11 protein-coding genes are annotated in these 16,349 nt (G+C 30.7%); 5 read left to right on the plus strand and 6 right to left on the minus strand.

The features are described from left to right. Both HALO113_RS17360 and HALO113_RS17365 read left to right on the plus strand, forming a co-directional pair. Positions 1–1,107 (plus strand): sensor histidine kinase (locus tag HALO113_RS17360; protein ID WP_201297707.1); only part of this gene is annotated, 1,107 nt, incomplete at its 5' end. 5 nt (positions 1,108–1,112) lie between these two features. Further along, positions 1,113–1,856 (plus strand): LytTR family DNA-binding domain-containing protein, encoded by a 744-nt coding sequence (locus tag HALO113_RS17365; RefSeq protein WP_159780404.1) that lies wholly within the window; start codon positions 1,113–1,115, stop codon positions 1,854–1,856. A 232-nt stretch (positions 1,857–2,088) separates the two neighbouring features. Here the strand turns inward: HALO113_RS17365 and HALO113_RS17370 are convergent, their stop codons facing one another. Next, entirely contained in the window at positions 2,089–3,351 is a 1,263-nt protein-coding gene (locus tag HALO113_RS17370; protein WP_159780405.1) for a pyridoxal phosphate-dependent aminotransferase family protein, read from the minus strand. Positions 3,352–3,504: 153 nt separating this feature from the next. Between HALO113_RS17370 and HALO113_RS17375 the strand changes: the two genes are divergently transcribed. Continuing rightward, complete coding sequence (locus HALO113_RS17375; protein ID WP_159780406.1) at positions 3,505–4,608, plus strand: T9SS type A sorting domain-containing protein; 1,104 nt, start codon at positions 3,505–3,507, stop codon at positions 4,606–4,608. 70 nt (positions 4,609–4,678) lie between these two features. Here HALO113_RS17375 and HALO113_RS17380 read toward each other — a convergent pair whose 3' ends face one another. The 3 genes from HALO113_RS17380 to HALO113_RS17390 form a co-directional block, all read right to left on the minus strand. Then, complete coding sequence (locus tag HALO113_RS17380; protein WP_159780407.1) at positions 4,679–6,166, minus strand: aminotransferase class V-fold PLP-dependent enzyme; 1,488 nt, start codon at positions 6,164–6,166, stop codon at positions 4,679–4,681. Between the two features lie 120 nt (positions 6,167–6,286). Next, positions 6,287–10,015 carry a fibronectin type III domain-containing protein gene (locus tag HALO113_RS17385; RefSeq protein ID WP_159780408.1) on the minus strand — a complete coding sequence of 1,243 codons (3,729 nt, stop codon included), beginning with the start codon at positions 10,013–10,015 and terminating at the stop codon, positions 6,287–6,289. A gap of 160 nt (positions 10,016–10,175) precedes the next feature. Next, the gene (locus HALO113_RS17390) at positions 10,176–12,809 is read right to left on the minus strand and encodes a valine--tRNA ligase (protein WP_159780409.1); all 2,634 of its coding nucleotides are present in this window, start codon (positions 12,807–12,809) and stop codon (positions 10,176–10,178) included. A gap of 278 nt (positions 12,810–13,087) precedes the next feature. Between HALO113_RS17390 and HALO113_RS17395 the strand changes: the two genes are divergently transcribed. Continuing rightward, positions 13,088–13,471, plus strand: a complete 384-nt coding sequence (locus tag HALO113_RS17395) for a DUF1573 domain-containing protein (protein ID WP_159780410.1) — start codon at positions 13,088–13,090, stop codon at positions 13,469–13,471. A 30-nt stretch (positions 13,472–13,501) separates the two neighbouring features. Here the strand turns inward: HALO113_RS17395 and HALO113_RS17400 are convergent, their stop codons facing one another. Continuing rightward, positions 13,502–14,671 carry a PDZ domain-containing protein gene (locus HALO113_RS17400; protein ID WP_159780411.1) on the minus strand — a complete coding sequence of 390 codons (1,170 nt, stop codon included), beginning with the start codon at positions 14,669–14,671 and terminating at the stop codon, positions 13,502–13,504. 293 nt (positions 14,672–14,964) lie between these two features. Between HALO113_RS17400 and HALO113_RS17405 the strand changes: the two genes are divergently transcribed. Next, entirely contained in the window at positions 14,965–16,155 is a 1,191-nt protein-coding gene (locus tag HALO113_RS17405; protein WP_159780412.1) for a pyridoxal phosphate-dependent aminotransferase, read from the plus strand. 68 nt (positions 16,156–16,223) lie between these two features. Here HALO113_RS17405 and HALO113_RS17410 read toward each other — a convergent pair. Continuing rightward, the coding region (locus HALO113_RS17410) for a T9SS type B sorting domain-containing protein (RefSeq protein WP_159780413.1) at positions 16,224–16,349 on the minus strand (126 nt) is incomplete at its 5' end.

Raw genomic sequence — 16,349 nt, forward strand, 5'->3', positions numbered from 1 at the left:
TTAGAAAACAGTATTGAATTTAAAGAACTACCCAAAATTGATATAAAAAACATTTCTTTTAATGGCAAGACTTTCCTAGAGAAAGAAATTAAACAAATTCCTTATAATTTAAATTCTGTTCGCATTGATTTTGACATCATTAATTTTGATTATTTAAATGAATATGCATTTTATTATTACATAAATAATAGGGCATATAAATTTGATGCAAGTAATAATTCCATTTTATTACCCGAATTACAATCTGGTAAATATGAAATTATTTTTAAAATTTTTAACACTGATTCTGATACTCCTGTTTTTATAAAAAAAGCCTATTCGTTCAACATTTTACTACCTTTTTGGAAAAGAGGCTGGTTTATTGCCATAGTACTATTATTTATTTTATTTCTTTTCTATTTAATCTATAAGATACAACTTAAACGAGTAATCAAAAAAAATAAAGCAAAAGTAAAGCAATTAACTTTAGAGAATAATTTAAAAGAATCACGTTTACAACTCATCAAATCGCAAATGAACCCACATTTCTTTTTTAATGCTATTAATAATATTCAATCTTATATTTTTACAAATGAAACTAAAGAAGCTTCTTTATATTTATCCAAATTTTCAAAGTTAACACGAAAAATTTTAGAATTTTCTGATGCAAACTGGATCAGTTTAAAAGAAGAAATTGACGCTCTTCGTTTGTATTTAGAATTGCAACAGATGCGTTTTAAAGACCTCTATTTTGAAATTACAATTGATAAAATTTCAAATATTGAACAAATAAAAATTCCTACAATGATGTTTCAACCTTATGTAGAGAATGCCATCTTGCACGGTTTGAGTCATAGTTTGAATCCAAAACAATTGAATATAAATTTTACCATTCAAAAAAACATTTTAGTAACAACGATTACTGATAATGGAATAGGAAGAAAAAAATCAGAAGAATTAAATAAAAACACCATTAATAAGCCGCAATCATTTGCCACAAAAGCAAATTTAGAACGCATTCAACTGTTAAATAAAGATCAGTATAAGATTTCGGTAAATTATATTGATTTACAAACAGAAGATAAAAAAAGCTTAGGAACACAAGTCATTATTAAAATAGAACTATAATAGAAATGAAAGCAATAATTATAGAAGACGAAAGTAGAGCACAAATTTACTTAAAAGGCATAATTGAAATGGTTACACCTGAAATCAACATCGTAGCTATGTGTGATGATTTACCTTCTGGAGTTATGGCTATTAGAAAACACAAACCGGATATCGTTTTTTTAGATATAGAGATGCCTAAATATAACGGTTTAGAAATTGTCAATTTTTTTGATGAAAAAGAAATAAATTTTGGCATTATATTTACCACTGCTTATAATCAATATGCGATACAAGCATTTAAAACTTCAGCGATTGATTATTTACTAAAACCTATTGATCCCGAGGAATTAAAAAACACTTTAGAGCGGTATATTAGTAACCAAAACACAATTCTTGAAAAAATAAATCTAGTAAAACAACAGTTATATAAAGAATCAAAGATTGCAATTCCTGATGGTAATAATTTAGTAATGATACAACCTTCAGATATAGTATATTTAAAAGCCGATAACAGTTATACACAAATTGTTTTAAATACAGGTAAAAAATGGGTAACTAGTCGATTTTTAAAAAACTTTGAAGAGAGTTTGAAAGAATATACTCATTTTTTTAGATGTCATAAATCATATATCATTAATACCCAATATATTGTAAGTTATAGCAAATCGGATGGCGGAACTGTCACATTAGAAAATCAAATTGAAATTCCAGTTTCAAGTGACAAAGTAGAGGAACTTTTAGCATTATTTATAAGAGTAGTTAGATAATAAAAAATAAATACCATAATAATAAACCTAAAGCACTATATAAAATTACTAATAGTATCTCTAAACGATATTCTTCTAATTTTCTTTTCATAGCATTTTTCAATTTATACAAATGTAATTTAATATAGTTTAAAAAGTAAACTAAATTTCTGAAAAGCCTTTATTAGTTTGTGAAAAATAAAAAACCACTTGTAGAAACAAGTGGTTTACATAAAATATAATTCTAAATAAATTATTTTTCCATATCAACTACATTAGCCTCTGCAATTTTTTTGTAAGTTCCGTTATTTAATTTCTCACGGATGGCTTCAAAAGCGGCTAATGTCTCTTCAATATCTTGAATTGTATGTGATGCAGTAGGAATCATTCTTAATAAAATTATTCCTTTTGGTATAACAGGATAAACAACAATAGATAAGAAAATACCATAATTTTCTCGTAAATCATTTACCATTATCATCGCTTCAGGGATAGAACCTTCCAAATAAACTGGTGTTACACAAGTATTTGTATCTCCAATATTAAATCCTCTATCTTTTAATCCATTTTGTAAAGCATTCACATTTTCCCAAAGCTTATTTTTAAGTTCAGGCATTGTTTTTAACATTTGCAAACGTTTCAATGCCCCTACAGTTTGAATCATAGGCAAAGCTTTTGCAAACATTTGAGAACGCAGATTATATTTTAAATAATCTATAATATCTTTATCTCCAGCTAAAAATGCACCTATACTTGCCATAGATTTTGCAAAAGTTGAAAAATAAACATCTATGCCATCTTGACAACCTTGCTCTTCACCTGCACCTGCACCTGTAGCACCAAGTGTTCCAAAACCATGTGCATCATCAACTAATAATCTAAAATTATATTTTTCTTTCATAGCAACAATCTCTTTTAACTTTCCTTGTTGGCCACGCATTCCAAATACACCCTCAGTTATAAATAAAATTCCACCACCTGTTTCCGTTGCCATTTTGGTAGCACGTTGCAGGTTTTTTTCCATACTTTCTAAATCATTATGTTTATAAGTAAAACGTTTACCCATATGCAAACGAACACCATCAATAATACAAGCATGTGCATCCACATCATACACAATAATATCGTTTTTGGTTACTAATGCATCAATTGCAGAAACCATTCCTTGATAACCAAAATTCAACAAATATGCAGCTTCTTTTTGTACAAATGATGCCAATTCCTTTTCTAATTGTTCATGAATATTGGTATGTCCGCTCATCATCCTAGCTCCCATTGGATATGCAGCTCCATATTGTAAAGCAGCTTCCGCATCTGCTTTTCTAACTTCAGGATGATTTGCTAAACCTAAATAATCATTTATACTCCAATTCAGAATTTCTTTTCCATGAAATTTCATTCTTGGTCCTAAATCACCTTCTAATTTAGGAAATACATAATATCCTTCAGCCTGAGAAGCCCATTTTCCTAAAGGTCCTTTATTATTTTGAATTCTTTCAAATAAATCTTTTACCATAATTTTTTTTCATTTTGAAAACTTGGCAAAAATAAGAATTTAAATGAGTTTTTACATCAATTTATTCAAGTAAAATTTAAAAACAAAGAACTAACCTATTTTTTTGATTATATTTATAATACAATTTCAACAAACAACTATAAAACAAACAAAATGAACACTTTAAAAACGACAATCATCCTGTTATTACTATTATTATATAGTAATAAGAATTACGCTCAAGCTCCTTATGGTTCAGCTGGCCAACAAACTGCAGTATATTTAAACAATTCCAATGGAATTCCTTTTGGTTATTATGAATACTTACCGCAAAACTTCAATCCTACATCAAATAATACTTATCCAGTACTTATTTTTTATCATGGTATAGGTGAAAAAGGAAACGGAACAACCGACCTTTATAAAGTTTTAACAAATGGAACGCCAAAACAAATTCAACAAGGTATGCATTTCCCTGCAATTGTTATATCTCCCCAAAAAGGTAGTGGATGGTTCTCAGGAGCCGATTTTCTAACTTTATACAATTATTTACTGCTTAATTATCCTATAGACAGTAACAGAGTCTACATTACTGGATTAAGTGCAGGTGGTGGTGGAGTTTGGCAAGCATTAAATAACCATCATGATAAAATTGCTGCTGCTGTCCCAATCTGTGGCGCGGGTAGTATCTCAAATCCGGCCACTTTTTTACAAAACACTAACATTTGGATACATCATAATTTTGGTGACCCTACGGTTCAAAAAACACAATCTATAAATAATGCAAATCGTATTGCAAACAATTCTCAAACTGTTATGAATGTTTATCCGTATGGTGCAAACAATACAGCTGCTACAACCGATTTTACAATGCAGTTTAACACAAATACACAAACTTGGACAGGAAACATAGGTATAGAAGAACCTGATGATAAACTTTCCTTTACTCTCTATAAAGCAAATGGTCACAATGCTTGGAGTACTACTTATAATAATCCTTCTGTATATAATTGGATGTTTTCAAAAACATTAAATAGCACATTATCAAATTCTTCTTTTGAAAATATCACTATAATTCCTTATCCAAATCCTACAAAAGATAAAATAAATTTTTCAAAAAACATTACTTCTGAAATTATTAATATTTATGATATAAGTGGTAAAAAAATAACATCAGGATTTAATATTGAAGAAAATGCTATTGATATTTCTAATTTTGAGAATGGAATTTATTTTTTAAAGCTCAAAAATCAAACTTTTGAAATAATCAAAAATTAATATAAAATAAAAAGTAGCCATTTCAAAAATTAAAGATGGCTACTTTTATTCTATAAATAAGATAACAAAACTATTTAAACCAATTTGTTACTATATCCTCTTCAAATTTTATAGCTTCTCTATGAACAAACTCATTGTTTTTTGAATTATATGAATAATCTTTTCTCCATTCTTTATGATTTTCAGCTAAATCTTTTATACTATTACATACATATTCAATTTCTTCATTAGTAGTCGTCGGATGAATTGACATTCTAATCCACCCTGGTTTCTTTTCTAAATCTCCAGCTGATATCTGACAAACAATTGAGTTAGAAGTTTCCTGATCAACATGAAGTAAATAATGCCCATATGTACCTGCACAACTACAACCACCTCTTGTTTGAATACCAAACTTATCATTTAAAATTTTCACACCTAAATTATAATGCAAATCGGTAATATAAAATGAAATAACACCTAATCTTTCCTTATGTTGAGGAGCTAAAATATTTATATTATCTACATTTCCTAAAGATTCAAAAACATATTCCGTCAATTCATGCTCCCTGTCTAAAATATTCTTAATTCCCATTTCTTCTTTTAACAGAATAGCTAGTGCTGCTTTTATAACTTGAAGAAAACCAGGTGTACCTCCATCTTCTCTTTCTTCAATATTTTCAATATATTGATGATCTCCCCAAGGATTTGTCCACCTAACCGTTCCTCCACCTGGACAATCGGGAACATTGTTTTTGTATAAATTTTTATTAAATATCATAACTCCACATGTTCCAGGACCACCTAAAAATTTATGCGGAGAAAAGAAAATCGCATCAAGATAAGATTCTTCATCATTTTCAGGATGCATATCAATTTTTACATAAGGACCCGAACAAGCAAAATCAACAAAACAAACGCCATTATTTTGATGCATTAGCTTAGCAACTTCATGATAAGGTGTTTTTATACCAGTAACATTGGAACAAGAAGTTATAGAAGCTATTTTAAAAATTCTATGTTTATATTTGTCTAAAAGTTGCTTTAAATTTTCAAGACTAAACAGCCCATCTTCATCTGCTGGAACAACAATTACATCGGCAATAGTTTCTAACCATGATGTTTGATTCGAATGATGCTCCATGTGTGAGATAAAAACTATAGGTTTTAATTCTTCAGGAAACTTAGTGTATTCTTTCAAATTTTCAGAGATTCTTAATCCAAGTATTCTTTGTAATTTATTTACCACACCAGTCATTCCTGTACCATCAGTAATCAAAATATCGTTTTCTGAAGCGTTTACATGATTTTTAATAATTTTTCTAGCTTTATGATAAGCCATGGTCATTGCTGTTCCAGAAACTGTAGTTTCTGTATGTGTATTGGCTACAAAAGGACCAAAATTATGCATTAACTTCTCTTCAATTGGTCGATACAACCTTCCACTTGCAGTCCAATCTGTATAAATAATTTTCTGTTTACCATAAGGAGATTCAAAAAATTGATTAATTCCAATTATATTATCTCTAAACTTTTGAAAATACAATTCTAAAACAGTATTTGATTTTGTGGTTAACATGTGAATTCTTTTTTACAAAGATACATTTTTTTACAATTTAAATTATTTGAGCTTATGTATATATAATAAAAAAAGGCTCCATAAATTGGAGCCTTTCTAAGATATATTATAAAAATTAAATTATTCTTTTATAACTTTTAGAACACTTACATTTCCATCGATTACAACATTTACAATATAAGCACCGCTATTCAATTCAGTCATATTAATATTTGCAGAAGTAGCATTTACTTTTTGATTGATAACTTCTTGTCCAATCATATTGAAAATTGATACAGATGTCATGTCAGAAGAATATTCTAAATTAAGTATATCTTTAACAGGATTTGGATATGCTTTAAAGTTATTCAAATCAAAAACCGAAGTACTTAAACTTGTATCATTTACTTGAATTCCAAAAGTACCCAAAGCAACCCCATCATAACTATCTACTTGAATATAATAAGTTTCTCCTGAATTTAAACCCGTTAATGATAAATAAGAACTATAATTTACAGTTGTTCCACCATCTTGATCACAAGCTGTTTGAGCTGGAAGTGTTGATAAATCAGAACACACAACTCCTGTACCATTATAAACAGCAATTTCTGTATCTCCATCTCCTAAAGTTCCTCCTGCAAAATCAGTTGTAACTTCAACAGAACCAGAAACAGGAGCTACAAAACTAAACCAAACTGTACCAGCTAATCCTCCACTGAAACAAGATCCTATTGGCTCATTATTTTCATTAGTTGCACCTATTAAAGTATAATCACTTCCTGTTGCCGCTGCACCAAGTGTCAAAGGAGTTGCATTACATAAATTATCATTAGCTGGAGGACAAGAAACATAATTATAACTTCCAATAGATAAATTACATAAATTATCAGTTCCATGATTTAAAGTTAAACTAACGTTAGCACCATAAGCGAATGGACCAACAGTAACAACTCCTAATGCTGAAATTGGCCATGTTGAAGTACCATCTGTAATTGTTGGTGATCCATTTCCTAAATCTGTAATATTTACATCTACAGAGAATTGAGAATTACCACAATCGTGAGATACTGAAGCTGTAGAAAATGCTGGAGGCACACAAGAACTAGGTGCAACTACATCAATATTAAAATCTAATGTAACACCATAAGAACCATCATAACAAGGATCAACAGTAGTCATTGTATCAGCAGTAACAATTCTCATTCTATGTATACCTAATGGAGCTGTTGCTGACATCATAAATGATGCATTGTATGTAGTTGGATTTGTATTTAAAGATTCACCAGTAAATACAATTTCTCCTGCATCGTCAAAATCTAAGTCATTATTAAAATCGATTAAGATATAAGTATTGTATGTATAACCTGTTGCAAAAGTAATTTGAGCATTTATATTTGCTCCTTGAGCAAGCGTAACTGTAGTTGCAGTATGATCAAAATAAGTTACATCGCCATTCGGGAAATTAGTCGATCCTAATTGAACATTTGTAATTCCAGCACCATCATTACTACTTGGGTTGGAAATACAATAACAACCATTAGCATTCGTTGTAAAAGAAACTTCTGTACATCCAGTTGCATCACCTGCTCCATTAAAAGGCGTAATAGTAAAATAATACATTGTATTCATTGTACCTGTAAAGCTATACGATAATACCGATCCTATATTTAAATTATCTAAAATATCATTTCCTCCTGGGGTAGTTCCCATAGTAATTTTATATCCATCAGCATCTGAAACTGTATCCCAAGATAAGGTAGATGCAAAGTTACCACAATTAGCATCAGGATTAGCCACTACATTAGTAGCACATGCTGGTGGATTAGATGGTATTGGTTCCCATTTAATATCATCAACTAAAAGACTATATGACATTGTACCTGTACGCAAAGCAAACACTACACTTCCACTAGGCATTCCCGTAGGAGTTGTTACAAAGTTTTGAGCAACTGTAGTACTATTAGTTACAATTGATGAAATAGAAACAAATGTATTTGCATCGCTAGGATTAGTTAAATATCCTAACTCTAATGTTTCCCCAGCTGTGAAATTTGCTCTTACTTTCATACTCATTCTATGAGTACCCGCGTCTGCATTACTAACTGGTATCATTTTAACTACTGCTCTTGAAGTACTTGAACTACTATACATATATAAATTTCTATTTCCTGCTATTCCAGTACTTGTTTGTGGATAAGCAGAACCAGAACTACCTACCTTTGCCCAACAAGCAGAAAAATTAGAAGCTGTAGTTGCTTCAAAATCTTCTACAAAATCAGTAACACTACTACATAAAGTAGTAAAAGATACTGGACCAAACCATGCACTTTGACTTGAAGCGCTACAATAAGTTCTAACATATACTTCATAAGGAGTATTTGGTGTTAACCCTGTTATTTCTCCCTCTATTGGCTGATAATCTACGCCAATTCCTGAACCTGTTGGTGTACCTGTACCTGCAGCTTGAACCACATATTCCCAATCAAAAACAACACCACTTCCAGTCCAATCAATATCAACAGTAGTATCAGTAATATTATAAACAATCAAATTGGTTGGTGCTAAACAAGCTGGTGCTTCATCAAAAGAAATATCATCAATAGCTATATCTCCATTTCCACCATTTCCTCGTATAGCTCTAAATCTTGCTTGTATAGTACCCGTAAAAGCGGATAGACTTACCACTCTTTGTACCCATGGGTCAGCTTGAGCAGTTTGCTGTTGACCACTAATTACATCTACATCATTTACCCAAGAAGTACCATCAAAAATATCGATGTGTAAATCCCCCATATTACTACCAAACATATGGTAATAAAATTGTAAAGATGCATCTGATAAAGCAGATATATCTATCTGCGGTGAATATAGTTCTGCTACAGCACTAGTTGAACCACTAGATGCTTCAACATAAAAATATTTCACAGGACTATTTGCACCTGTCGGACCAGTACTTGGAGACGAAGGTGTTCCGCCTGAACCATCAATATTCCATCTAAAAGCAGAGGTTGTATTAGTAGGAATAGTTGACCAACAATCAGCAATTACTGCATTAGTAGTAAGTCCTGCTGATTCAACATCATAGCTCCACGGGGCATTATTTGTACCACAAGTAGTAAAAGTTGTTTCAGTACAACCTGTTGCATCCCCATTAGAGTTATATGGTATAACAGTAACATAATAGGTTAAGCCTGGTAATAATGCACCTAAATTGTATGTTAAAACATTTCCAACGTCAAATAAATTAAGAACATTAGTTCCTCCTGAGCTGGTGCCAACATTAAGTTTATATCCATTTGGAGCACCTGACGCCGCTGGCCAAGTTATTTGTGAAGATGAAACATTAACTGCTCCATCTAAAGGACTTGAGACCGAAACACAATTAGGTGGATTTACTATTGCTATAGCAGAAAAGTTAGTAACATTAAAATTCAATCCATTTGGAGTACCCCATTGTCCAACTGCTATGTAAACAGTTTGATTCGGACTTAAAACAGCATTAACTGTTTTTGTACTATTTGAACCTGTAGATGATGCAGCATCTAATTCTCCAGAAAAAGTAGTTCCTGTACAATCAGTAAAAATACCTATACCATTCCAAGAGTTTACGGAAAATATAGTCATAGAAATTTCTTCAGAATTTGAACCAGCCGTATATTGAAATAAATATACATCATCATCCCAATAAGAAGAATTAATAGATGTTCCTGTTGGATTAGTATTCCAGTCTTCAGCACCTCCTGTTCCAGGGGTCGTAATTCCTGTAGCAGTATATCCATCACTAATTACCACTCCAGTTCCACAACCAAACTGAGCAGAAACAGAATTTGTAATTAATAAAAGAAATAGCCATAGAGTAATTTTTTTCATAAGATATTAATAATTCGTTAAGTTATTGCTAATATAATTAAATTATTGTTATCAAATGTTTAACCCACAACAATATCGTTAAAATACACATATCATCGATTAAGTGTAAAAAAATACCCTTGTTTTACAACAAGGGTATGATGAAAAAGCTTAAGACTATTTAAATTTTTAAACCTGAAAGACTTTCTTCAATTGTAGCAATTTTTGCTAATGCATCTGCTTCCTTTTTACGTTCATTTTCTACTACTTCAGGTTTAGCATTGTTAACAAATTTTTCATTTGATAACTTCGCTTGAACTGATTTTAAGAACCCTTTGTTATAATCTAATTCTTCGTTTAATTTAGTAATCTCAGCATCTATATCAATATTTCCTCCAACAGGAATAAAATATTCGTTAGATTTTACACGATAAGATAAAGCTCCATTTACTTTTTCAGAAACATATTCTAAAGATGATATATTACCTAATTTGGAAATTACGCTATCAAAAAATAGGGAAGCATTTTCATTATTTACGACTTTTAATTCTATAGTTTCTTTAAATGCTATATTTTTATCTTTTCTAATCGTTCTAATTCCCGAAATTACTTCGGTAGCAAAATCGAAATTGGCAATTAATTTTTCATCAAATGCTTTCCTTTCAGGCCAAGAAGCAACAATTAAAGCTTCTTCAGAAGTTCTATCAGCGATGTGCTGCCAAATTTCCTCTGTTAAGAATGGCATGAACGGGTGTAATAACTTCAAGTTAGCTTCTAACATTTCGATGGCTTTATTGAAGGTTGTGCTGTCAATTGGTTGTTGGTAACCTGGTTTAATACTTTCTAAGAACCAAGCACAGAAATCGTCCCAAACCAATTTATAAATCGCCATTAACGCATCAGAAATACGGTATTTATCGAAATTATCTTCGATTTCCGCTAATGCTTTTTGAAGCTTCGCTTCGTACCACTCGATAGCTACTTTAGATGATTCTGGTTGTGCAATGTCAGCAACTTCCCAACCTTTAATTAAACGGAAAGCATTCCAGATTTTAGTTGCAAAACCTTTTCCTTGGTTGCATAATTCTTCGTCAAATAAAATATCATTACCAGCAGAAGAACTAAGTAACAATCCTACACGAACTCCATCAGCACCAAATTTTTCAATCAACCCAAGTGGTTCAGGTGAATTTCCTAATGATTTAGACATCTTACGTCCTTGTTTATCACGTACCAATCCTGTTAAATATACATTTGAGAATGGTTTTTCACCTGTGTATTCATAACCAGCAATAATCATACGCGCTACCCAGAAGAATAAAATATCAGGACCAGTAACTAAATCGTTGGTTGGATAGTAATATTTGAATTCTTCATTTTCTGGATTCATCATACCACCAAAAACAGATATTGGCCATAACCAAGATGAGAACCAAGTATCTAAGGCATCTGGGTCTTGACGCAAATCATTAGTTGTTAAGTCTGATTTTGATGTTTTTTCTTTTGCTAAAGCTAAAGCTTCTTCAATATTCTCAGCAACTACAAAATCTGCTTTCCCATCTCCATAATAATAGGCTGGAATTTGTTGCCCCCACCACAATTGACGAGAAATGTTCCAATCGCGAATGTTATTTAACCAATGTGCATAGGTATTGTTAAAACGAGACGGATATAATTTTATCTCGTCTGATTCTAAAACAGCTTTGATAGCAGGTTTCACTAACTCTTCCATCCTTAAGAACCATTGATCTGATAATCTTGGCTCTATTACTGCTTTTGTTCTTTCAGAAGTTCCAACGTTATTCGTGTGCGTTTCAACTTTTGTTAAAGCACCTATAGATTCTAATTCTTTTTCAATTTCAGTACGAACAACAAAACGGTCTTTTCCTTCATAATGTAATCCAAAAGAATTTAAAGTTGCATCTTCATTAAAAATATCAATAATTTCTAATCCGTGTTTGTCACCTAACGTTTTATCATTTACATCGTGGGCAGGCGTAACTTTTAAACAACCTGTACCGAATTCCATGTCTACATATTCATCGAAAATGATAGGAATTACGCGGTTACAAATAGGAACAATCGCTTTTTTACCTTTCAAATGGAAATAACGTTCGTCTTCAGGGTGAATACAGATAGCAGTGTCTCCTAGTATAGTTTCCGGACGTGTTGTTGCAATAGTAACGAACTCTTCAGTTCCTTCGATTTGATATTTTAAATGGTATAATTTTCCTTGTCTTTCTTCGTAAATAACTTCTTCATCAGACAAAGTTGTTTTAGCTTCTGGATCCCAATTTACCATACGGTAACCACGATAAATCATACCTTTGTTATATAAATCAACAAACGATTTGATAACTGAAGCTGACATATCGTCGTCCATAGTAAATTTAGTTCTGTCCCAATCACAAGAACAACCTAATTGCTTTAATTGTTCTAAGATTGTTCCACCATATTTTTCTGTCCAATCAAAAGCGTGTTTTAAAAACTCTTCACGAGTTAAATCCGATTTATTGATTCCTTCCGATTTTAATTTCGCAACTACTTTAGCTTCCGTTGCGATAGATGCATGATCAGTTCCAGGAACCCAACAAGCATTGAATCCCTTTAATCTTGCGCGACGAATTAATACATCTTGAATGGTATTGTTCAACATGTGCCCCATATGCAAAACTCCAGTGACGTTAGGTGGAGGAATTACAATTGTGTAAGGTTTTCTATGATCTGGCGTTGAATGAAAATACTTGTTTTTCATCCAGTAATCATACCACTTTTTTTCAACATCTTTTGGGTTAAACTGTGCTGGAATTTCCATTATTGTATTAATTTATTGTGTTTTAAAATATGTACCAAAAATAACAAAAATAACCCTGATAGAAGCTAGCTACCTTGTAGCGCGAATAGCAGGAATATGGATTACAAAAACACACCCTTCCATTCGTTTAAAATAATTAACTAAATTTATACTTTGGTATTGTTTTTGTAATTAACTGTTTGCAAAAGTAACGATATAAGAGAAAATAAAAAAAGGTATTTTTTTTGTTCTTTGCAATAAAAGATTTATTTTTACATAAATCATTAATATTTAATATGATGAAAAAATTATTTGGAATTTTAATGTTTTTATTAGTTGGTTTGTTTTCTTACGGTCAGGATGGACCAAAAATAGAATTTAAACAAGAGACTATTAATTATGGTGAAGTGGTAAAAGGAGAAGATGATGGTGTTCGGGTTTTTGAGTTTACCAACACAGGAAATGCTCCTCTGATAATTACTGATGTTAAATCGAGCTGTGGATGTACAGTTCCTACTAAACCAACTGAGCCGATAATGCCAGGGAAATCGGATAAAATTATTGTAAAATACAATATGAATCCTGGTCCTATAAGTAAAACCATTACGGTAGAGAGTAATGCAGTTAATAAACTTAATGGTGTTGTTCCGCTACGAATAAAAGGAACTGTTATTGTTAAATAAAAAAAGTCTCGACTCAGGTCGAGACTTTTTTTATAATATTTTTTGAAGTTTAATTTTAAATTCCATAATTACTCCATTTCTTTGCACTTCAATTTTTATGATTCTACCTTCTTCTGATTGAAATAAATCGGATATTTTTTGTATAGAATAATCATATGCTTTCTTTCCATTTATAGAATGTATTATATCACCAACCTTTAAACCAGCGATTTCTGCAGGAGAATTCTCTCTAATAGCATAGATTTCAAAGACAGGTTTCAATTCAAATTTATATTTAAATTCGGCAGCATTATCAAAAATAAAGCTTTTGTTACTGTTATTATTTAAATTAGCACCATAATTAGATGAATTAGCAAAACCTATTTTTTCAGAAACCCATGTAAGCCCAGTATGTTGTACTTCTATACCTGACATATTATAATTAAAAGGTTCATCAAAAAGTTTATTCTTTTTGAAATAGAATTTCTTTCCTTTGTAGTCTAAGAACCAATTAAATCGTTTCATTATTTCACCTCCTAATGAACCATTTCTCCCTTTTGTTATATCTAATTGATTAAAAGAAGTAGTATCTGGATAAGAAACCAATGCTTCTTTTAAAACAAATCCATTTAAATTTAAGAATTCTATTCTAGATTTTTTCCCTTTAATATCACCCCCTAATCCTCTTCCTAAAATATCATCAATATACTTATTTTGACATTTGATTGTATCGTTTTCAAACAACCATAATCCATCACCTAAACCTGTATCAATAAGAAGCTTGTAATTTACATCTAAATCATTTTTCGTCTTAGACATAACATTTATATATGGTTTATCGTCTTCTATTTCAACTAATTTTTCAATATATCTATTCTTTAAAAGTATCTTTTGTGTATCCTTATATAGAAAAAGTTTTCTTTTTTGGTAATTTATCTCCACTAAAAAATCTTTAAAAAAGCTTGCTCCAACAATACCGTTGATTGGAACACCTAGTTTATTTACTAAATTAATATTCCTATCTGTTATTAGAAGTATTTGAAATTCTTCATCCACGTATTCTTTAATCTTTATTATATTGTTATTGGAAGCATAGGCCACAAGAGATTCTCCATTACCTAATCCATTTATTTTTACCTTCCTAGTTTCATAAAACATGATACTATCACTTTCAGGAAAACTAAACAATAGGTTTTTATCTGAACCAGTATCTAGGAGCATATTTAATTTTACTCCATTTATTTCTACATTTATTATAATTAGATTATGAGTTAATTCAAAAGGTATAACTATTTTGTCTTTTTTTGACTTCCATTTAGTTTGACTTTGTAGATTTAGTTGAAATAAAATCAAAAAAAAGGTTAATAGGCTAAATAATTTTTTAAACATAGAAATGGATTTATATAAATTTAGAAAATTTAATTTATATAAATACAATTTTAACATTTAAAAAAAAATAAAACTTCAATAATTAGGTAAAAAAATTGCAATTTTGCATACAAATTTTAATAATCATGCCAAAAATATCTCAAAAAGGGACATCAATGCCCGAATCACCTATTAGAAAATTGGTTCCTTATGCTGAAATCGCTAAGAAGAAAGGACATAAAGTATATCATTTAAATATTGGGCAACCTGATATCAAAACTCCAGATGTTGCATTGAATGCGGTAAAAAATGCAAACATAGAAATTTTAGAATACAGTCATTCTGCTGGATTTGATAGTTATAGAGAAAAACTTTCTGCTTATTATAAAAATCAAAATTTACCTATAAATAAAGAAGATATAATAATTACTACAGGCGGTTCTGAAGCCTTGCTTTTTGCACTTGGAAGCACTATGGATGTTAATGATGAAATCATTATTCCTGAACCTTTTTATGCAAACTACAATGGTTTTTCAGTAGCTTCAGGTGTAAAAGTAGTTCCTGTAATATCAAACATCGATAGTGGTTTTGCTTTACCTCCAATAGAGGACTTTGAAAAACTAATAACTTCAAAAACAAAAGCGATTTTAATTTGTAATCCTGGGAATCCAACTGGATATTTATATTCACAAGATGAAATTAACCAATTAGCAGCCATTGTTAAGAAACATGATTTATTCCTAATTGCTGATGAAGTTTATAGAGAATTTACTTATGACGGATTTAAACATCATTCAATAATGAATGTATCTGGATTAGAAAATTATGCTATTATGATTGATTCTGTTTCTAAACGTTTTAGTATGTGTGGAGCTAGAATTGGATGCATAGTTTCTAAAAATAAAGAAGTTATGGCAACAGCTATGAAGTTTGCTCAAGCTAGGTTAAGCCCTCCTACTTATGCTCAAATTGCTAGCGAAGCTGCATTAGAGACGCCTCAAAGTTATTTTGATGAAGTGATTACGGAATATAAGGAAAGAAGAGATATTTTAGTTAATGAATTGAACAAAATTGATGGTGTTAAAGTTGCTGTTCCAAAAGGTGCTTTTTATTGCATTGCTAAACTTCCTATAAAAAACGCAAATGATTTTGCTCAGTGGTTATTAGAAAAATTTGATTTAAATGGAGAGACAGTAATGGTTGCACCTGCTGCTGGTTTCTATTCATCTCCTAATGTAGGACTAGATGAAGTACGTATAGCTTATGTTTTGAAAAAAGAAGATTTAATTAAATCTGTTGAGATTTTAAGAGAAGCTTTGAATGTTTATAATAAATAATTCTTTCTAAAAAATAAAAAATAGCCTCACAAAAGTGAGGCTATTTTTTATGAACATATATAATTATATTATCTTTTTAATGTAAAATGTGCTTTAAATACTTTATTTTGTTGGTTTTCTTGATATTCTACAGTAAACCAATAATCTGTAGAAGGTAAGTCTTTTGAATTAAAGGTTCCATCCCACCCTGTTCC

It is taken from the genome of Flavobacterium sp. 9AF, from assembly GCF_902506265.1.
Classification (GTDB): domain Bacteria; phylum Bacteroidota; class Bacteroidia; order Flavobacteriales; family Flavobacteriaceae; genus Flavobacterium.

Excerpts from the sequence above, each read along its gene's own strand:
- HALO113_RS17395 (WP_159780410.1), top strand. The coding sequence starts at position 13,088 with ATGAAAAAATTATTTGGAATTTTAATGTTTTTATTAGTTGGTTTGTTT.
- HALO113_RS17390 (WP_159780409.1), bottom strand. The coding sequence starts at position 12,809 with ATGGAAATTCCAGCACAGTTTAACCCAAAAGATGTTGAAAAAAAGTGG.
- HALO113_RS17405 (WP_159780412.1), top strand. The coding sequence starts at position 14,965 with ATGCCAAAAATATCTCAAAAAGGGACATCAATGCCCGAATCACCTATT.
- HALO113_RS17370 (WP_159780405.1), bottom strand. The coding sequence starts at position 3,351 with ATGGTAAAAGATTTATTTGAAAGAATTCAAAATAATAAAGGACCTTTA.
- HALO113_RS17385 (WP_159780408.1), bottom strand. The coding sequence starts at position 10,015 with ATGAAAAAAATTACTCTATGGCTATTTCTTTTATTAATTACAAATTCT.
- HALO113_RS17365 (WP_159780404.1), top strand. The coding sequence starts at position 1,113 with ATGAAAGCAATAATTATAGAAGACGAAAGTAGAGCACAAATTTACTTA.
- HALO113_RS17375 (WP_159780406.1), top strand. The coding sequence starts at position 3,505 with ATGAACACTTTAAAAACGACAATCATCCTGTTATTACTATTATTATAT.
- HALO113_RS17400 (WP_159780411.1), bottom strand. The coding sequence starts at position 14,671 with ATGCTCCTAGATACTGGTTCAGATAAAAACCTATTGTTTAGTTTTCCT.
- HALO113_RS17380 (WP_159780407.1), bottom strand. The coding sequence starts at position 6,166 with ATGTTAACCACAAAATCAAATACTGTTTTAGAATTGTATTTTCAAAAG.